Annotated in this window: 17 protein-coding genes; 6 read left to right on the plus strand and 11 right to left on the minus strand. The window is 61.0% G+C overall.

Features of this window, described 5'->3' with window-relative positions:
* Positions 1 to 26 precede the first annotated feature (26 nt).
* The 3 genes from FZ934_RS07170 to FZ934_RS07180 all read left to right on the plus strand — a co-directional run bounded on the left by FZ934_RS07170 (position 27) and on the right by FZ934_RS07180 (position 3,221).
* Positions 27 to 608, plus strand: a complete 582-nt coding sequence (locus FZ934_RS07170) for an acyloxyacyl hydrolase (RefSeq protein ID WP_153270500.1) — start codon at positions 27 to 29, stop codon at positions 606 to 608.
* Between the two features lie 125 nt (positions 609 to 733).
* Positions 734 to 2,968, plus strand: coding sequence for a phosphoribosylformylglycinamidine synthase subunit PurL (gene purL, locus FZ934_RS07175; protein WP_153270501.1), 2,235 nt, complete (start codon positions 734 to 736; stop codon positions 2,966 to 2,968).
* A gap of 19 nt (positions 2,969 to 2,987) precedes the next feature.
* The gene (locus FZ934_RS07180; protein ID WP_007789538.1) at positions 2,988 to 3,221 is read left to right on the plus strand and encodes a BolA/IbaG family iron-sulfur metabolism protein; all 234 of its coding nucleotides are present in this window, start codon (positions 2,988 to 2,990) and stop codon (positions 3,219 to 3,221) included.
* A gap of 21 nt (positions 3,222 to 3,242) precedes the next feature.
* On the opposite strand, the gene FZ934_RS07185 is transcribed toward FZ934_RS07180, so the two are convergent.
* Positions 3,243 to 4,394 carry a hypothetical protein gene (locus FZ934_RS07185; protein ID WP_153270502.1) on the minus strand — a complete coding sequence of 384 codons (1,152 nt, stop codon included), beginning with the start codon at positions 4,392 to 4,394 and terminating at the stop codon, positions 3,243 to 3,245.
* A gap of 285 nt (positions 4,395 to 4,679) precedes the next feature.
* Here FZ934_RS07185 and grxD point away from each other — a divergent pair, with 285 nt between their 5' ends.
* From grxD to FZ934_RS07200, 3 genes are all read left to right on the plus strand, one after another.
* The gene (gene grxD / locus FZ934_RS07190; RefSeq protein WP_065693883.1) at positions 4,680 to 5,015 is read left to right on the plus strand and encodes a Grx4 family monothiol glutaredoxin; all 336 of its coding nucleotides are present in this window, start codon (positions 4,680 to 4,682) and stop codon (positions 5,013 to 5,015) included.
* Positions 5,016 to 5,158: 143 nt separating this feature from the next.
* Positions 5,159 to 6,364 (plus strand): multidrug effflux MFS transporter, encoded by a 1,206-nt coding sequence (locus FZ934_RS07195; protein WP_153272384.1) that lies wholly within the window; start codon positions 5,159 to 5,161, stop codon positions 6,362 to 6,364.
* Between the two features lie 46 nt (positions 6,365 to 6,410).
* On the plus strand, positions 6,411 to 7,691 hold the full coding sequence (locus FZ934_RS07200; protein ID WP_153270503.1) for a multidrug effflux MFS transporter: 1,281 nt from the start codon (positions 6,411 to 6,413) through the stop codon (positions 7,689 to 7,691).
* Between the two features lie 65 nt (positions 7,692 to 7,756).
* On the opposite strand, the gene FZ934_RS07205 is transcribed toward FZ934_RS07200, so the two are convergent.
* From FZ934_RS07205 to FZ934_RS07250, 10 genes are all read right to left on the minus strand, one after another.
* Positions 7,757 to 8,353, minus strand: coding sequence for a LysE family translocator (locus FZ934_RS07205; RefSeq protein ID WP_153272385.1), 597 nt, complete (start codon positions 8,351 to 8,353; stop codon positions 7,757 to 7,759).
* Positions 8,354 to 8,506: 153 nt separating this feature from the next.
* The gene (locus tag FZ934_RS07210) at positions 8,507 to 9,331 is read right to left on the minus strand and encodes an inositol monophosphatase family protein (protein WP_153270504.1); all 825 of its coding nucleotides are present in this window, start codon (positions 9,329 to 9,331) and stop codon (positions 8,507 to 8,509) included.
* Between the two features lie 29 nt (positions 9,332 to 9,360).
* Positions 9,361 to 10,245: a tRNA 2-thiocytidine(32) synthetase TtcA gene (gene ttcA, locus FZ934_RS07215; RefSeq protein WP_153270505.1), complete on the minus strand. Its 885-nt coding sequence runs from the start codon at positions 10,243 to 10,245 to the stop codon at positions 9,361 to 9,363.
* Positions 10,246 to 10,304: 59 nt separating this feature from the next.
* Positions 10,305 to 11,234, minus strand: a complete 930-nt coding sequence (locus FZ934_RS07220) for a glutaminase (RefSeq protein WP_153270506.1) — start codon at positions 11,232 to 11,234, stop codon at positions 10,305 to 10,307.
* Positions 11,235 to 11,303: 69 nt separating this feature from the next.
* The gene (gene rpsD, locus FZ934_RS07225; protein ID WP_037128260.1) at positions 11,304 to 11,921 is read right to left on the minus strand and encodes a 30S ribosomal protein S4; all 618 of its coding nucleotides are present in this window, start codon (positions 11,919 to 11,921) and stop codon (positions 11,304 to 11,306) included.
* Positions 11,922 to 12,177: 256 nt separating this feature from the next.
* Complete coding sequence (phoA, locus tag FZ934_RS07230; RefSeq protein WP_153270507.1) at positions 12,178 to 13,635, minus strand: alkaline phosphatase; 1,458 nt, start codon at positions 13,633 to 13,635, stop codon at positions 12,178 to 12,180.
* A gap of 154 nt (positions 13,636 to 13,789) precedes the next feature.
* On the minus strand, positions 13,790 to 15,304 hold the full coding sequence (locus tag FZ934_RS07235; RefSeq protein WP_153272386.1) for an ATP-binding protein: 1,515 nt from the start codon (positions 15,302 to 15,304) through the stop codon (positions 13,790 to 13,792).
* 91 nt (positions 15,305 to 15,395) lie between these two features.
* On the minus strand, positions 15,396 to 16,523 hold the full coding sequence (locus FZ934_RS07240; RefSeq protein ID WP_153270508.1) for an MFS transporter: 1,128 nt from the start codon (positions 16,521 to 16,523) through the stop codon (positions 15,396 to 15,398).
* Positions 16,524 to 16,646: 123 nt separating this feature from the next.
* On the minus strand, positions 16,647 to 17,447 hold the full coding sequence (gene murI, locus FZ934_RS07245; protein WP_113365406.1) for a glutamate racemase: 801 nt from the start codon (positions 17,445 to 17,447) through the stop codon (positions 16,647 to 16,649).
* Positions 17,428 to 18,258, minus strand: a complete 831-nt coding sequence (locus FZ934_RS07250) for an RNA methyltransferase (RefSeq protein ID WP_113365405.1) — start codon at positions 18,256 to 18,258, stop codon at positions 17,428 to 17,430. Before FZ934_RS07250 ends, murI begins: the two co-directional genes overlap by 20 nt.
* Positions 18,259 to 18,276: the final 18 nt, after the last annotated feature.

Raw genomic sequence — 18,276 nt, forward strand, 5'->3', positions numbered from 1 at the left:
TGATTTGCGACGAGACGAGGCGGCGCATGGCAGTGAATATTCGTGAATTGGTATCGCTGTCTTCCAAGACAGTGCTGGCTGCGTGTCTTGCCAATATATCGCTCCTTGCTGTTTCAGCCCATGCTGGTGACCAGATTTTCGATGAATTGCGTTTCGGCGCATCGGCGTCGATCCAAAGCGGTGGTGAGCACGAGGACGGCGTGTTTCCCGAGGTAACGGTCTTCTTCGATCCCTTCAATCAGGACGCCGCGACCAACTGGCAGCAGCAACTCGCCAGGCCGCGAATTAACCTCGGAACCTCCATCGGAACATCCGGCCAGGCAACGCAAGTATTCGGCGGCTTTGCCTGGACCGTAGATTTCAACGAGAAGGTCTTCGCAGAAGCTGGCTTTGGCGGCGTCTGGCACAATGGCGCACTCAATAACAACACCGATGGCCCGGATCTCGGCTGTCACTGGCTGTTTCACGAGTACCTTGGCGCCGGCTATCGCTTCGACGCGCATTGGAACGTCATCGCTCAGGTGGCCCACTCGTCGCATGCCAATCTCTGCGATGGACCGAACAACGGCATGACCCGCGCCGGCATCCAGGTCGGTTACAAGTTCTAAGCTGGCCTTCGAGGCGATTTCCATGCCCGCTGTCTGTTAACAGCGGGCATTTTCCTGTCGCGCGTTTCATTCACTTAGGCTAAAGACAGCGGAAATCGCGCAACGGCAGGGACTTCCGAGAGCTCATGACCATTTCCAATACCCGCCCGATCACTCCAGAACTCATCGCTTCCCACGGCCTCAAGCCGGACGAATACCAGCGGATACTGGATCTGATCGGTCGCGAGCCGACATTCACCGAACTCGGCATCTTTTCGGCAATGTGGAACGAGCACTGCTCCTACAAGTCCTCGAAGAAGTGGCTGCGCACGCTCCCGACCAAGGGTCCCCGCGTCATTCAGGGACCGGGCGAGAACGCCGGCGTGGTCGATATCGATGACGGCGATTGCGTCGTCTTCAAGATGGAGAGCCACAACCACCCGTCTTACATCGAGCCTTACCAGGGCGCGGCAACCGGCGTCGGCGGTATCCTGCGAGACGTCTTCACCATGGGCGCGCGTCCGATCGCTGCCATGAACGCGCTTCGATTCGGCGAGCCTGATCATCCGAAGACCCGCCACCTCGTATCGGGCGTCGTCTCGGGCGTTGGCGGCTACGGCAACTCCTTCGGCGTTCCGACCGTTGGCGGCGAAGTCGAATTCGATGCCCGCTATAACGGCAACATCCTCGTGAACGCTTTTGCAGCCGGCCTCGCGAAGTCGAACGCCATCTTCCTTTCAGAAGCGAAGGGCGTCGGCCTTCCGGTGGTCTATCTCGGTGCGAAGACCGGCCGTGACGGCGTCGGCGGCGCCACCATGGCCTCGGCCGAATTCGACGAATCAATCGAAGAGAAGCGCCCGACCGTGCAGGTTGGCGACCCCTTCACCGAAAAGTGCCTGCTCGAAGCCTGCCTCGAACTGATGCAGACCGGTGCCGTCATCGCGATCCAGGACATGGGTGCTGCCGGCCTCACCTGCTCCGCCGTCGAGATGGGCGCCAAGGGCGACCTCGGCATCGTTCTCGATCTGGACAGCGTCCCGGTCCGCGAAGATCGCATGACCGCCTATGAAATGATGCTCTCCGAAAGCCAGGAGCGCATGCTCATGGTTCTGGAGCCCGAGAAGGAAGCTGTTGCAAAGGCGATCTTCGTAAAGTGGGGCCTGGATTTCGCGATCGTCGGCAAGACCACTGATGATCTGCGCTTCCGCATCGTGCATCAGGGCGAAGAGGTTGCGAACCTTCCGATCAAGGATCTCGGCGACCAGGCTCCCGAATACGACCGCCCCTGGCGCGAGCCGGGCAAGCGCGCCGCCCTGCCCGCCAATCTCGTTGCCGAACCGGCCGATTACGCCAAGGCTGTACTTCAACTGGTAGGATCGCCGAACCAGTCCAGCCGCCGTTGGGTCTACGAGCAGTATGACACTCTGATCCAGGGCAACTCGCTGCAGCTCCCTGGCGGCGACGCCGGCGTCGTGCGCGTCGAGGGTCATCCGACCAAGGCCTTGGCTTTCTCCTCAGACGTGACACCGCGTTACGTCGAGGCGGACCCCTTCGAGGGTGGCAAGCAGGCCGTTGCCGAATGCTGGCGCAACATCACGGCGACTGGCGCCGACCCGCTCGCGGCCACCGACAACCTCAACTTCGGCAACCCCGAGAAGCCTGAGATCATGGGCCAGTTCGTCCATGCCGTTAAGGGCATCGGCGAAGCCTGCCGCGCGCTGGACTTCCCGATCGTCTCGGGCAACGTTTCGCTCTACAACGAGACCAACGGCGTCGCCATTCTGCCGACCCCGACCATCGCCGGCGTCGGCCTGCTCGGAGACTGGAAGAAGATGGCGCGGATCGGTTCCGCATCGCATGGTGACAAGGTCATCATGATCGGCACCGACGGCAGCCACCTCGGTTCGTCGATCTATCTGCGCGATATCCTCGGCAGCACCGATGGCCCGGCGCCTGAGGTCGATCTCTTTGCCGAGCGCCGCAACGGCGATTTTGTCCGGTCGGTGATCCGCAATGGCCAGGCCACCGCCTGCCACGACATCTCTTCAGGCGGCCTCGTCCTGGCTCTGGCCGAAATGGCGATGTCGTCGGGCAAGGGTCTCAAGATCGAACTTGCCGAATGCCGTGGCGCCCCGCATGCGCTGCTGTTCGGCGAAGATCAGGCCCGTTACGTCCTGACGGTTCCGGCGGATGTCGCGGATTTCGTCTGCGCCAACGCGGAAGGTGCCGGTGTACCGTTCCGTCGCATCGGCTCCGTTTCCGGCGAGAGCCTCGTGGTCGACGATCTTCTGTCGCTGCCGATTCAGCAATTGCGTGACGCCCATGAATCATGGTTCCCTGATTACATGGAAGGCCGCGGCACGCTCGCTGCCGCGGAATGATGCGCAAGGAGTAACGATCATGCCTATGAAGCCCGGTGACATCGAAGACATGATCAAAGCCGGCATTCCAGGAGCCAAGGTCACGATTCGTGACCTGGCCGGTGATGGCGACCACTACGCAGCCGAGGTTGTCGCGGAAGCCTTCCGCGGCAAGAGCCGTGTGCAGCAGCATCAGATGGTCTACGAAGCCCTGAAGGGGAACATGGGCGGAATACTGCACGCCTTGGCGCTGCAGACGTCGGCACCCGATTGAGACAATTTTGCCAATGCCCGGTCAAAAGCCGGGCATTGCCTTATATCCCTTGGCCGCGAATTCGACCGCTGGCACCGGCCCTGCGGTGAGCAAGGTGAAATCGAACGGCGCCTTGTTGTCCGGCCCCAGGACATACTGCCGGTGAACCCGCAGAAAATCCCGCCTGATCTTCTTGTAATGCTCTGACGTCAGCATCTGCTTCACGCGAATGAAGATCATCTGCGCTTGCGACAAGTCTGGATGGCCACAGACAGCTACGACCGGAACCTTGTAGAAATGAATGGCGTCGGTAAGGCACTGGATATCGATCCATTTCACTGACGAGCACCCGGCGATCAGCCCGACGCGCGAGCGCAACAGATGCGCCGGCCGAAGAAGCGAACATTGCAGGATCGCGGAGCCGAGCGTCGCAAAGATCACTTGCTTGCCCTCAAACAGATCAGGCTCGCGCTCCAGCAGGATGCCGATCACATGCGCAGCAACGCTGGAGCCCATGCTGTGCGATGAAATCACATACTCGTCAGCATCCTCCGACAGCGCCGCACGTGCCGCAACGGCGCAATCCTCAAGCCAGGCGTTGAAGTCGCCCCTGTCCATCCTCCCCAGAGCAACAGCCATCCGCCAGTCGGCAAAAAGGTGCAGCGTATAGAAGCGCTCGGCGAAAGGCAGGAAGGCGAAGACAAAGAACGCGATCGACAACCCCGCGCTCCAGAGGAGATGCAATGCGGAAAGGTCCAGGCCGAGCGGCATCACCAGAATGGTGGCGCTGAGCGACACGCCAAGCATCATCAGCAGGAACGGGAAAATGAAAAACAGGCCAAACCGCCATGCATGCCGGAAATAGCCCGCCATCCCGCCATCGCCGATGATGCCTGCAGCGCTAAGGAAACCGGCAACGACCTGAGCCGCCACGCTGCCTGATCTCAACCGCGAGACGAGCGCATTGTGGTCGAACACGTGAACCCGTGAGCGCGTCGTCCAACCGTCCGTATCGGTTGTCACGTCGAATGCCGTCCCGTGCTGACTTCCCTCAGTATCCGCAACCGAGATACCGAGTTTCCAGACAGCCGCGCTTTGGCGCGCGGATCGCTCGTAACGGGCCCGGTGCGCAGATCCATCCAACGGCTCGAAACCGGGAAAATGCAGCGCGACCCTTTGGGAGATGAAGGTCATTATTCTCTTTCTTGGCCGCAGCGTGTCGGCAGATAGTTGCTGCGCGGCAATCGGCGACAATTGTGGCGAAATCCGGGTATGGTCAGTTGACGCTCACGCTCGCGCGCTCCCATATCACGCCTTCTCGTGAGCGGGCGTAACGCAAGCGCAACACCGTTACCTGCAAACCGATAGGGTGCTCTTTTTTTAGCCCGGCCTGCTGGAATTCCGCCCATCACATGCTATCTAAGCTTAACGATTGAAACGGCGGGCCTTTAACTCGCCTGTGGAAAGGATTAGGTCCCTATGAGCGGCATCAACGAATTCATCGACAACGAAATCAAGACCAACGACGTCGTCCTCTTCATGAAGGGCACGCCGCAGTTTCCCCAGTGTGGTTTCTCCGGCCAGGTCGTGCAGATTCTCGATTACATCGGCGTCGACTACAAGGGCATCAACGTGCTCGCAGACTCTGAGATCCGCCAGGGCATCAAGGACTACTCCAACTGGCCGACGATCCCGCAGCTTTATGTTAAGGGCGAGTTCATCGGTGGCTGCGACATCGTGCGGGAAATGTTCCAGGCCGGTGAGTTGCAGCAGCACCTGCAGGAAAACGGCGTAACCGTTCGCGGCGCCGCCTGACCTGTCCGGTCACCGGACGTTCTGTCCGGTTTCCAAATCTGTATTTTGAGTCCGAGGCGCTGTGCTGAACAGCGCCTTGGCCTGTTTATGGGAATTTCATTGTGACAGATTCATCACAAGCCGTGCACGCGGGCCGTATCCCCATGCGCAAGGGTGAGTTCATCGCGCTGGCCGCCTTCCTGATGGCGATCAACTCGCTGGCGATCGACATCATGTTGCCGGCGCTGCAGCAGATCGGTGCCAGCCTGAACGTCGAGAGCGAAAACCATCGCCAGTTCGTCGTCTCGAGCTACCTCCTCGGCTTCGGCATTGCCCAGCTTCTCTACGGTCCTCTGTCCGATCGCTTCGGTCGCCGCCTGCCGCTGCTTGCCGGCATCGGCATCTATATCTGTTCTTCGCTTGGCAGCGCGCTGGTCCCGACGTTCGAGGGCCTGCTCATACTCAGGTTCATTCAGGGCCTCGGCTCCGCAGCCACCCGCGTCATCACGATCTCCATCGTTCGCGATATCTACGGCGGGCGGCAGATGGCCGAAGTCATGTCGCTCATCATGATGGTGTTCATGATCGTTCCCGTCATCGCGCCGGGCAGCGGCCAGATCATCATGCTGTTCGGCAGCTGGCACCTGATCTTCCTGTTCATTGCCGTCATGGCGGCTATCATTGCCAGCTGGGCCTATATCCGCCTGCCGGAAACATTGCGCCCGGAAAACGTTCGTCCCTTCACCGCGAAATCCGTACTCGGTGGCTTCAAGCTGGTTCTCACCAACCGCATCGCGCTCTGCTATACGATCGCCAGCACCTTCATCTTCGGTTCGCTGTTCGGCTTCATCAACTCGGCCCAGCAGATCTATGTCGGCATCTACGGCCTCGGTGTCTATTTCCCCTTCGCCTTTGCCGGCGTCGCGGTCTTCATGTCGATGTCGTCGTTCCTAAACTCGCGCCTTGTCGGCAGGTTCGGTATGCGCCGCCTCTCGCATGGCGCGTTGGTCGGCTTCATCACCATCAACACCATCTGGCTGCTGGCCCTGGTATTCGGGCCGCACCCAATGCCGTTCTTTCTGTTCATCGGCTTCTTCGGCCTGGCGATGTTCCAGTTCGGCTGGATCGGTTCGAACTTCAATTCTCTTGCCATGGAGCCGCTTGGCCACGTCGCCGGCACCGCCTCATCGGTCCTCGGCTTCATGAGCACCGTCGGCGGCGCGCTGATCGGCGCCGGCATCGGCCAGGCCTTCAACGGCACGGCGCTTCCGATGGTCGCCGGTTATTTCACGGTCTCGATCATCGGCCTCGTCTTCGTGCTGATCGCCGAGAAGGGAAAGCTCTTCCAGCCGCATAATCCGGCTGTTTGAGCAAGCATGCGACGGTTGAGACAAATCTATATTTCAGGACAATCATATGACGCCGCCCCATAAGCCACACACCGAAAACCAGGGATCCAGCCGCATCGGCATGGGCTTCCTCGAATTCGTCGTCACCATCGCCATCATGACGGCAAGCATCGCCATGGCGATCGACAGCATGCTGCCTGCCCTGCCCGCCATGGGCCATGCGCTCAATGTCGCCAACGCCAACGACGCGCAGCTCGTCATCGGCGTCTTCTTCCTCGGCTTCGGCGTATCGCAGATCATCTTCGGCAGTCTGTCGGATACGTTCGGCCGCCGCAACATCATGCTCGGCGGCCTCGCGGTCTATGTGCTCGCGATGTTCGGCGCCGCCGCCACCGGCAGCTTCGAGATGCTGCTCGTCATGCGCTTCATCCAGGGCCTTGGCGGCGCCGCCGTCCGCATCACCACCATGGCGGTCGTCCGCGACTGTTTCGGTGGCCGTGAGATGGCCCGCGTCATGTCCTATGTCATGATCGTCTTCATGATCGTGCCGATCGTCGCTCCCTCGGTCGGACAGCTGATCATCACCTATGCCAACTGGCACTGGATATTCATCCTGCTCGGCGTCGTCGGCGCCATCCTGTTCCTCTGGGCCGCCCTTCGCCTGAAGGAATCGCTGCCGCGCGAAGAACGGATCCCGCTCTCCTTCGGCAATGTCGTCGATGGCTTCAAGACGGTTCTGACCAACAAGATCACCTGCGGCTACATGATCGGCCTGACCATGTTCACCGCCGTCATCAGCGCCTATGTCATCTCGGTCCAGCAGGTCTTCGGCGAGGTCTACGGTCTTGGCGACTGGCTTCCCATCGCCTTTGCCGCCACCGCCGGCGGCATCGCGGTCGCCAACTTCGCCAATGGCTTCTTCGTGCGCAAATTCGGCATGCGCCGCATCTCGCACGTGGCGATGATCCTCTTCACCATCATCTCGGCGATCGGCTTCTTCAAGGCGCTCGGTGGTACGCCGAGCTTTACGTTCGCCTATGCGCTCTTCACGATCCTCCTGATGATGTTCGCCGTGATCGCCACCAACTTCACGGCGATCAGCCTGGAGCCGATGGGCAATCTCGCCGGCACAGCTACCTCGATCACCGGCTTCGTCTCGACCACCTTCGGCGCGATCCTCGGCGGCGGGGTCGGCCAGCTTTTCAACGGCACTGTCCAGCCACTCTTCGGCGGTTTCGCGGTGTTCGGGGCGATCAGCATCGTGGCAACGCTCTGGGCCGAAGGCGGCAAGCTCTTCACCCACCCGGGCGACGACCCGCAGCTCGATCCCGGCGCCGGCCATTTCTGATTGAGCCGCTTATCGCATTCGTTGTCGCCCGCAACACATCGTTGCGGGCGAAACTCTTTCAAGCGCTAGCGCCACACAAGGGCGACCGAGAGAGCCAGCGCCAACGCCATCGAGATATTGAAGAGCCGCGCCGAACGCGGCGTGCGCAAAAACTTGGCCACGAGAGCACCCAGGACAAGCCAAAGGAACCCGGCAGGAACCGCGGCGGCTGCGAACAGCGCCCCCATCCACAAGGCGCCGCTGGCCCCGGCGTGCTCCGACGATACAAGGAAGGTGCTGCCCGCGCTCAGCGCAACCAGCCAACCTTTCGGGTTCAGCCATTGGAATAAAAACGCCTGGCGAAATCCGACTACCCGCCTCTGACCATCCGCTTCGACCGTACCGGCATTGGCGATCTTCCAGGCGAGCCACAGCAGAAACAGAGATCCCGCCAGCTTCATCGCTATTACGATAGCCGGTGCTGCAGCGACAATTTCGCCGACACCGAAGGCGCTGAGAACGATCATCACGCCCATGCCAAGCGATGCGCCAAGCGGACAGCCAATACCCCTCAAGGTGCCGACAGCCGCACCTGTCGACAGGACCAGTGTGTTACTGGGTCCCGGTGTAACCGCCGCGATAAACGCAAACAGCAAAAACGCCATTGTCTGCGCTGTATCCATCATACTCTCCTCGTCATTTCGAAACGGGAGAACGTCTACGACTGGCGTGCCTGCTCGTATTGTACGTCTGTGCGCATGTCGCTTCTTTGGGAGCGCAAGATCTGCGCGCCCAACAAGCGTTGCCGCGACCCACATGAGGTCGCGGCGCTGGTATCAGATCGTAAAGACCTCACGCCGCAGAATGTCCCAGCTCTCCTTGTCGGGCGTAATCAGCAGGCCGCCGGTCGTGTGGTGCGGCAGATACGGCGAGCCGTCGAAACGGGCGGCGTGCGCGCCGGCCTCGATACTGAGCAACGTGCCGGCAAGGTGATCCCAGGGCATGAGCTTGTTGTACATCAGATAATGCACATGACCGCCGACGAAGGCGCGATATTCGTGGGCCGCGCAGCGGTAATTCATGAGGAACCGAACCTTGGCGAGGTTGGAGAGTATCTCGCTGCGCTTCGGTTTCGGCAGGAAGCCTGTCGATGCCATGCCGACCATGTCCTCCAGCGCCACCGGGGCTGCAACCGAAAGCCGCTCCGCGTCGCCATCAGGGCGCCGAAGCCAAGCGCCGCCGCCCTTCTCGCCGATCACCCAATCGTCTCCCATCGGGTCGTAGATGATGCCGGCAACGGTTTCGCCCTTGGATACCACCGACGCCATGACGCCGAATGCTGGAATGCCCGATGCAAAGTTGAAAGTGCCATCGATAGGGTCGACGACGATGGCAAGATCAGCTCCCTCGAGCTTGCCAAGCAGATCAGAATCCGCCGCGACCGATTCCTCCCCGATAAACACCGCATCTGGCCAAAGGGCTGCGGCTTCCGCCTTGATCATCCGCTCCGCCTGCAGGTCGGCTTCCGTCACCAGGTCGGTCGCCTCGCTCTTCGCGCGCACGTCATCGCTTCCAAGCCGACGGAAACGCGGCAATATCTCTGCCTTCGCCGCCCGCCTCAGGAGATCGGCAAGCGTCGCTACATCTATCGTGGAACTCATGGACTTTCCTTCTTTGGCGTGAGCGCCGACTATTCACTCTTCGGCGTGGTTTCTCCAGCCATCAGACTGGCGAAATCGAAAAGCTTTGGATCAAGCAGATGCGAAGGGTTCACATGCGAAAGCGCCCTCAGCATCGTATCCTTCCGGCCCGGCATGCGACGCTCGATATCGGCGAGCATGTCCTTCATCGCATTGCGCTGCAGTCCGTCCTGGGAGCCGCAGAGATCGCAGGGAATGATCGGAAACTGCATGGCAGTCGCAAACTTCGCCATGTCGTCTTCCGCGCAATAGGCGAGCGGCCGCAGCACCATCAGGTTGCCCTCGTCATTCAGCAGCTTCGCCGGCATCGAGGCAAGCCGCCCGCCGTGGAAGAAGTTCATGAAGAAGGTCTCAAGAATGTCCTCGCGGTGGTGGCCAAGCACCAATGCGTCGCAGCCCTCCTCCCTGGCAATCCGGTAGAGATTGCCGCGGCGCAGGCGCGAACAGAGCGAGCAATAAGTCGCCCCCTCCGGCACCTTCTCCTTCACGATCGAATAGGTATCTCGGTACTCGATGCGATGCTTGACCCCGACCTTGGTAAGATACTCAGGCAGGATATGCTTGGGGAAGTTCGGCTGGCCCTGGTCGAGATTGCAGGCGATCAGTTCCACCGGCAGAAGACCGCGCCACTGCAGGTCGAGGAGAAGGGCGAGCAGCCCGTAGGAGTCCTTGCCGCCTGAGAGACCGATCAGCCAACGCTTCTGCTCCTTCAGCATCGCGAAATCTTCAAACGCCTGCCTGACGTTGCGCAGCAGCCGCTTGCGCAGCTTGTTGAACGACACCGAATTCGGAGCCTCGGCAAAGAGCGCGTGCGCGATGGCGCCATCCGCGTTCGGCGTTTCAAGCTCATCGGCAATGTTGGCTGCGATGTTCATTCTGTCGTCCAATCAGTCACTGCCTTCGCCTTACCAGAAAGCGTCACGACAACCCAGTATCAATCGCCGAAAACCGACCAGCCGGTGCGGGCCGCCAGCATTTCCAGCGCAACGGCGCCGAGTTGCGAGTTGCCGACCTTGTTAAGGCCCGGCGACCAGACCGCAATCGAGGCGATGCCCGGTGCCACTGCGAAGATCCCACCGCCGACACCGCTCTTGCCGGGAAGGCCGACGTGATAGGCAAAGTCACCGGAGCCGTCATAATGGCCACAGGTCAGCATCAGCGCATTGATGCGCCGCGCCCGCTTCGGCGAGACGACCGAGTGCCCCGTCGTCGGATTGCTGCCGCGCGCCGCCAGAAACAGCCCGGCCTTCGCCAACTGCTCGCAGGTCATCGACACCGCGCACTGGTGAAAATAGACGCCAAGCACATGCTCGACCGGGTGATCGAGGTTGCGATAGGAGCGCATGAAATTGGCGAGCGCAAAGTTGCGATAGCCGGTCTGCGTCTCAGACTTGGCAACACGATCATCGATGGTGACGGACTCGTCGTCCGCCAGATAGCGCACGAAACGCAACAACTCGCCGATCGCCTCACGCGGCGCATGGCCCGCCATGACGACATCGGTCACGGCGATTGCGCCTGCATTGATGAAGGGATTGCGCGGAATGCCCTGCTCCTGCTCGAGCTGGACGATCGAGTTGAAGGCAGAGCCTGACGGTTCGCGACCGACGCGCTTCCACAGCCCCTCGCCGACCTTGCCAAGCGCAAGCGTCAGCATGAAAACCTTTGAGATACTCTGGATGGAGAACGGCACCTCCGCGTGGCCGACGTTGTAGACCTTGCCGTCTACCGTCACCACGCTCAAGCCGAATTGGTTGGCATCGATCTTGGCAAGCTCCGGAATATAGTCCGCAACCTTGCCCTCGCCGATGCGGGGCGCCAGCTCCTTGTGGATGCTGTCGAGAACTGCCTGCAAGTCCGTCATCGTATCTCCCCAGATAACAAAAAAGCCGCCCCAAGAGGCGGCTTTTCCGTATGCGAAAACGCCTCGCGATTAACGCGAATAGAATTCGACCACCAGATGCGGCTCCATGACGACCGGATACGGTACGTCGCCGAGCGCCGGAACGCGTGCGAAGGTAGCAACCATCTTGTTATGGTCGACTTCGATGTAGTCAGGAACGTCGCGTTCAGCCAGGCTGACGGCTTCGAGAACCGTAACCAGCTGCTTCGACTTCTGACGAACTTCGATGACGTCGCCAGCCTTGCAACGGTAAGAACCGATGTTGACGCGGACGCCGTTCACGGTCACGTGGCCGTGGTTCACGAACTGGCGGGCAGCGAAAACGGTCGGAACGAACTTGGCGCGATAAACTACTGCGTCCAGACGGGACTCCAGAAGACCGATCAGGTTTTCGGAGGTGTCACCCTTGCGGCGTGCGGCTTCAGCGAAGATCGCACGGAACTGCTTTTCGCGCAGGTCACCGTAGTAACCCTTCAGCTTCTGCTTGGCGCGCAGCTGCACACCGAAGTCAGAGAGCTTGCCCTTGCGGCGCTGACCATGCTGGCCCGGGCCGTATTCGCGGCGGTTCACCGGGGACTTAGGACGGCCCCAGATGTTTTCGCCCATACGGCGGTCAATCTTGTACTTGGACGATTCGCGCTTGCTCATCGTATTTCCTTTCAGAAAGTTAGAACGGTTTGTTGCCAAACCGCGTGAAGGAAACACGCCCTCCTTTGATCTTCTTTCGAGGATCCGACAGGATCATCCCATTACGCGAACAGGACAAATCCACGGGACATGTCAAATGAAACACCGGACATTTCTGCCCGGTGCTGGCGCGGTCTTTAGGGCGAAGTCGCTGGAATGTCAATCACAATTCCGCGTCCTCGCCGCTCAATAACCCTGATATTCCGGGCTTGGGAGCTTACTTGGCGCTCGCAGTTTCCGTCTTCAGGCCAAGGGCGTCGCTGATCGTATAGAACAGATCCGTCTGGTCCGTCAGGCCGGTGACGTTGGCCGCACGCGGTCCAAAGGCAGCGATACGCAGCTGCGAGCCGGTGTGACCCTGATCGTCAGCGTCGTCGGAGTTGCCGTAGCTCACAGCCATGACAGCGCCGTCCTTCGTCATCAGCGCTTCGGTCAGGCCCGGAGCCTTGGCGTCTGCGTCGACGATCTGGCTTGCATGCGCATGGTCGGCGGTAACGATAACAAGCGTGTCGCCGGCTTCCTGCGCAAACTTCAGCGCTTCCCGAACCGCTTCATCGAGATCGACAGTTTCGCCGATCTGGCCGCAAGGATTGGCGGCATGATCTTGCTTGTCGATCGAGGCGCCTTCAACTTGGAGGAAGAATCCCTTCTCGTTGGTCCGCAGCAGTTCGATCGCCTTTGCCGTCATCTGCGCCAGCGTAGGCGTGGCCGCCGTGCGCTTCTCGTTCGGCTTGCAGACAACAGGCTCCTTCTCGACGTTGCCGTAGTGGCTGGCCTTCGGGCCTTCCCAGCGAACCGGCATGTTGCCTTCGGCAAACAGGCCAAGCACTGGAGCGGTGTCATTTGCTTGCTTCACGGCCTGCAGCTCGTCGAGATTGGAAACGATCTTATAGCCACGTTCTTCGGCCTGCTGGCGAAGCGTCTTGTCCTTCCATTCGCCGGCCTTTGCGGTTTCGGCGAAGCTCTTGGCGCCACCGCCGAGCGTCACGTCAGCACGTGCATTCAGCAACTGCTCGCTGATCGAACCCTTGCCGCCGTTTTCAAGCGCGTTCGTCGGGCACTTCTCGGTCGTGGACGACGGGCCGTAGCACTTGCGCTGGGTCACATGCGCGATCTGCACGGCAGGCGTTGCGTCCTGCAGTTCGGCCGTCGAGACGTTGCCCGTGCCGATGCCGGCAGCCTTTGCCTTCTCGAGCAGGGTTTCGTGAGCCTTCTCGTGAATGTCGACGCCGATCGCGCCGTTGTAGGACTTCACACCGGTCGCCCAGGCTGTGCCCGAAGCGGCCGAGTCGGTCACGTAGGTCGGCTTGCCGGTCTTCTTGTCGAGCGAATAATGCGTGTACTGGCCGGTGACCGGCAGCGCATCGATGCCCTTGAAATACTGGCCGGCCCCAACCGCGTAGTTGCGCGCGATGGTGATTTCGGAATCGCCCATGCCGTCGCCGATCAGCAGGATGACGTTCTTCGGACGCGTGTCGCTGAGCGCCGCACGATAGGCTTCGGTGATATCGCCGGAAAGGCGGCGTGCACCACCGGGAGCACTCAGATCGGCGCTTGCCGCGCGCTGCAGAAGCTTGTTCGCTGCGTCGTCGGCATAGCCTGGCTGGATGGCGACGGTTGCAAGCAGGCCGCCGACGACAAGGCGCAGCAGCTGGTGACGAACGTTGTTTCTCATGATCGAGATCTCCTTTTGATAATCCGCATCGACCGCATGGGTCGGGGCGCCTTATCCACCACCCCGATGAAGCTCTTGTGACAAAAGCAACTTCCTCGTGTGACATTAGAGATCGACTATAGACCGAGCCGATCGTTGGCGCTCGGTCTAGTCGTCATTCCGCTGCGGAGCGCAGCTCATCCGCATCTGCAGCGTTGGCATCGCCGGGAGCCGTCTGGCAGTTCATATCGGGGAAGGCGACGATGCGCTTGCCGGCGAAATCCGTGTGGACCACCACCGTCCCCTGCTCCTCGAAATAGCCGAGCAAACGTCGCGCCCGCCGGGCCGAATGCGTGCCGTATGCCCGGGCAATCCGCGCATCGGACGGGCACGGCTCGCCGCAGACGGCCGCCTTTGCCAGCATCAGGAAAACACCCTGCAGATCGTCGGTGACACCCGACGAGAGCGACAGCGCCGTTCCCCAGGCCTCGGTCTCTGCCGTGGCGGCATCCACACCGGACCGCGAAATCGCCACGCGGCGCCGAAACTCCGGCAGGGACATCGGAGGACCCGGGACCCGGCGCATGCGAAGGCGCACAAGGAAGTCCTGATAAAGCACCGAATCCGTTCGGAATCCCGAGCTTGGATCGTCGAGTATCTCGTGCAGCACCGCCGTCAGCCTTTCCTCGCGCTCCTCGGCGGACAATTCGGGCTGAGAGGAACGCGCCTCCGAGACGGGCGCCGAGGCAGCAGGCGCGGACCGCGACAGTTCGGCAAGGATGTCGGTGGTCGGACGTGGCGCGGGCGGAGCACGGCGCACGATCGGCCTCTGGAACTCCTCTGGATCCGGCGTGAAGATTAGGTCCTCGACGTCCTGCGGGGCATCCGGCAGCGGCATGAGCTTCGGACTCGAGGAACGCGCGGAGGTCTCGACATTGCCGATCTGGATCGGCAGCGGGCGACGTGACAGAGCTGGCCCGAGCGCAACGAAGTTGCCCCGCTTCAGGTCGCGGAACATTTCCGCCTGGCGGCGATCCATGCCAAGAAGATCGGCAGCGCGTGCCATGTCGATATCGAGAAAGGTGCGCCCCATCAGGAAGTTCGAGGCTTCAGCGGCCACGTTCTTGGCAAGCTTTGCCAGGCGCTGCGTCGCGATCACTCCGGCAAGGCCGCGTTTACGACCGCGGCACATCAGGTTCGTCATGGCGCCGAGCGACATCTTTCGCGCGTCGTCGGACACTTCTCCGGCGACCGACGGCGCGAACATCTGCGCTTCATCGACCACCACGAGAACCGGATACCAGAACTCGCGATCGGCATCGAACATGCCATTGAGGAAGGCCGCAGCCGCGCGCATCTGCTGCTCGATCTCAAGCCCTTCGAGCGTGAGAACGCAGGAAACGCGATGCTGACGTATGCGGTTGGCGATGCCGGCGAGTTCCGCCTCGGTGCGTTCTCCATCGACAACGAGATGGCCGAACTTGTCCGACAAGGTGACGAAATCACCCTCGGGATCGATGATGACCTGCTGCACCCATTGCGCGGATTGCTCCAGCAGACGGCGGAGCAGATGCGACTTGCCAGAGCCGGAATTGCCCTGCACCAGAAGACGGGTAGCCAGAAGCTCCTCGATATCGAGCGTGGCCGGATTGCCTCCCGACGCCGATCCCATATCGATACCAACCTGCAATGTCACATTCCTCTTTCCGTTAGAACAAGCGTCCTAGCAGGTTTGACCGTGTCTTTGGCAACACGGCCGCACAAACCCACAGGAGAAAACATCAGACACTGGCCTTCAGCATCCGCGTGAAACCCAGACTGATCACGAGTGGCACCAGCAGAACGGCCAAGCCGACACGCAGGCCTGAGACCTCCGCGATGAAGCCGATCAAAGGCGGTCCGATCAGGAATCCTGTCAGGGCCATGAACGACAGGATCGCGACATTGGCAGCCGCCGGCCGATCCCGGAGACTTGCCGCCGCGGTGACCGCCAGCGGAAAGCCGACCGAAACCCCGACCCCGAGCAAGGCAAAGCCAGCCAACGTCACAGTGCTATGCCAGGCAAAGACGACGATCAGCATGCCGGCCAGAGCCGCCGCCCCGCAACCACGCGCAAGACGGATCGCTCCAAAACGCTGTTTCAGATGATCTCCGCTGAACCGTCCGGTCGCCACCATCATGGCGAAGATCGTGTAGCCAATACCGGTCATGATACCGTCGGTCTGGAAGACATCCTTGAGATAAACAGCCGACCAGTCGGCGATGGCGCCCTCCGTCATGGTAATCCCGAAGACGAAGGCACAGATGCCGAGGAGCGCGCTGCTCGGCAGTTTGAACGGCATATGCGGAGGGGCGGCACCAGCCTCGCGATCGGCCGGAAGGCGGATACTGGCAACAACCGCAAACGGCAGAACGACAAAGGCTGCCGCCATGATCGCCCATTCGGCAGGCGCCGCAATCGCCACCATGCCCGAACCAAGCAGACTGCCCGCCATGATGCCCAAGCTCCAGAAGCCATGGCAGCGGTTCATGATGACAGAGCCGGTATCCTTTTCAGCGCGATCAGCCTCAACATTCAGGCCGAGTTCCAGCGTGGACATGGCAACGCCCAGCAGGGCCAGCGCGATAAACAGTTCGAGCGGCGTGCGCGAAAAGGCCGGAAGGCAGACGATCACCGAGAAAACGAAAAATCCTGCGATAACAGTGGTCTTTCCGCCGATCCGGGCAACCAAACGTCCAGCGAAAGGCAGTGTAGAAAGAATCCCAACCGGCATACCAAGAAGCGCCAGCGCAAGATCGGCCGGCCCCAGCTCAAGGCGAGCCTGGATCTCGGGAATGCGGGGCAACCAGCTGCCGAACGCGATCGGCTGCAGGAAGAAAATAGCCATGACGAGTTTTTGGAAGGACATGCGGAAGCCTGGCGGGACGGATGCGAATCACGGTGCTCAGTCTGCGCAGTCATCAGGCTTTGCGATAGTCCCTATCGCTTCGACGCCAGACCCATTTGAGCCGTCGGCGGCGCCTTCCAATCCTCAGGCCTTGAGACCAAATCCCTGCATCAGCCGCCGCGTGGCAAAATCGGGATTACCAGACGTGAAGACCGCGAAGTCGAAATTATCCGGATGCACGGCATCCGCGACCTGCGGCACGAGACTGCGGGCACGTCGCGCGATTGCCTCCGCCGGATCAAGCCAGTCGACCGGCCACGGAGCGAGCCGCCGGAAGACGTTCGCCATAAAGGGATAGTGCGTGCAGGCGAGAACGACGATATCGGTCTTGGAACCGTCCTTCTCCACGAAGCACTGATCGATCTCCGAAAGCACGGCCTCATCCGAGACCGTGTCGCCGCGAATATACGCCTCCGCCATCCGCGCCAGATTTTCGGAGCCCACAAGGCGCACATGACACTGCTGTGCGAAGGATTGGATCAGGTCGCGCGTATAGGCGCGCTTGACCGTGCCGGGGGTCGCCAGCACCGAGACGAGCCCGGAGCGTGTCCGCTCGGCCGCCGGCTTGATCGCCGGCACCGTCCCGACGAACGTCATCTGTGGAAACGCCGCCCGCAGATCGGCACCGACAAGCGTGAACGCCGTATTGCAGGCGATGATGCAGACCTCGGGATCGTGCTCGGCAAGCAGCTTGGCGAAAAGGCCGATGACCCGCTCCTTCAACGCCTGCTCTTCCCAGCCGCCATAGGGAAAGCCAGCATCGTCGGCAATATAGATGAAACCGCGCTCCGGCATCAGCACCCGCGCTTCGCGCAGCACTGTCAGCCCCCCGATACCGGAATCGAAAACCAGAACCGGTTTCAGCTCATTCGGCGCTGCTGTCATCTTCCTGATGTTCCTTGATGTCGACAGGCGACCGGCTTCCACGCGGATATTTCCGCGAGAAGCGGTCCAGGGAGGAGATCACGCCGCGCATCACGCTGATTTCCTGTTCCGTGAAAGCGCGACGGGAAAGGACTGCCCGCAGGTTGTCGATCATTTTCGGCTTTTTCGCGGGCGGATGGAAATAATTGCGCGCATCGAGCGCTTCCTCCAACTGATCGTAGAGGCCGTGCAGCTGTTCCTTCGTCGATTGCGTCTGCTCCATCGCCTGGAACGGAACGCTGCCGAGATCCTCCATGCCCGACTTCATCCATTCATAGGACATCAGGAGTACCGCCTGTGCGATATTCAGCGAGGCGAAGGCCGGGTTGACGGGGAAGGTCACGATCTCGTCGGCCAGCGCAACCTCTTCGTTGGAGAGACCCCAACGCTCGCGGCCAAACAGGATACCGGTACCCTCGCCCGCGCGAAATTTCGCCCGAAGCGTCTCCGCCGCCACCACAGGCGAGCGCACCGGCTTGAAGCCGTCGCGTTCGCGCGCTGTCGTTGCGTAGACGAAATTCAGGTCGGCGATCGCCTCCTCCAGCGTTTCGAAGACTTTCGTCCCTTCGATGACATGATCCGCCTTCGAGGCGGCCGCCTGCGCCTTCTCGTTCGGCCAGCCGTCGCGCGGGTTGACCAGCCGCAATTCCGCCAGGCCGAAATTCGCCATGGCGCGCGCGACCATGCCGATATTCTCCCCCATCTGGGGTTCGACGAGAATGATGACCGGGCCTTCCATGAGAAGTTGCCGCTCGCTGTTCGTGCCTGCCATGACGCTGGATCCTTTTGT

This window comes from Rhizobium grahamii (assembly GCF_009498215.1).
GTDB lineage: Bacteria > Pseudomonadota > Alphaproteobacteria > Rhizobiales > Rhizobiaceae > Rhizobium > Rhizobium grahamii_A.

Bases quoted from the DNA above. Each gene is read 5' to 3' on its own strand.
- FZ934_RS07170 (WP_153270500.1), top strand. From the start codon at position 27: ATGGCAGTGAATATTCGTGAATTGGTATCGCTGTCTTCCAAGACAGTG.
- purL (WP_153270501.1), top strand. From the start codon at position 734: ATGACCATTTCCAATACCCGCCCGATCACTCCAGAACTCATCGCTTCC.
- FZ934_RS07180 (WP_007789538.1), top strand. From the start codon at position 2,988: ATGCCTATGAAGCCCGGTGACATCGAAGACATGATCAAAGCCGGCATT.
- FZ934_RS07185 (WP_153270502.1), bottom strand. From the start codon at position 4,394: ATGACCTTCATCTCCCAAAGGGTCGCGCTGCATTTTCCCGGTTTCGAG.
- grxD (WP_065693883.1), top strand. From the start codon at position 4,680: ATGAGCGGCATCAACGAATTCATCGACAACGAAATCAAGACCAACGAC.
- FZ934_RS07195 (WP_153272384.1), top strand. From the start codon at position 5,159: ATGCGCAAGGGTGAGTTCATCGCGCTGGCCGCCTTCCTGATGGCGATC.
- FZ934_RS07200 (WP_153270503.1), top strand. From the start codon at position 6,411: ATGACGCCGCCCCATAAGCCACACACCGAAAACCAGGGATCCAGCCGC.
- FZ934_RS07205 (WP_153272385.1), bottom strand. From the start codon at position 8,353: ATGGATACAGCGCAGACAATGGCGTTTTTGCTGTTTGCGTTTATCGCG.
- FZ934_RS07210 (WP_153270504.1), bottom strand. From the start codon at position 9,331: ATGAGTTCCACGATAGATGTAGCGACGCTTGCCGATCTCCTGAGGCGG.
- ttcA (WP_153270505.1), bottom strand. From the start codon at position 10,245: ATGAACATCGCAGCCAACATTGCCGATGAGCTTGAAACGCCGAACGCG.
- FZ934_RS07220 (WP_153270506.1), bottom strand. From the start codon at position 11,234: ATGACGGACTTGCAGGCAGTTCTCGACAGCATCCACAAGGAGCTGGCG.
- rpsD (WP_037128260.1), bottom strand. From the start codon at position 11,921: ATGAGCAAGCGCGAATCGTCCAAGTACAAGATTGACCGCCGTATGGGC.
- phoA (WP_153270507.1), bottom strand. From the start codon at position 13,635: ATGAGAAACAACGTTCGTCACCAGCTGCTGCGCCTTGTCGTCGGCGGC.
- FZ934_RS07240 (WP_153270508.1), bottom strand. From the start codon at position 16,523: ATGTCCTTCCAAAAACTCGTCATGGCTATTTTCTTCCTGCAGCCGATC.
- murI (WP_113365406.1), bottom strand. From the start codon at position 17,447: ATGACAGCAGCGCCGAATGAGCTGAAACCGGTTCTGGTTTTCGATTCC.
- FZ934_RS07250 (WP_113365405.1), bottom strand. From the start codon at position 18,258: ATGGCAGGCACGAACAGCGAGCGGCAACTTCTCATGGAAGGCCCGGTC.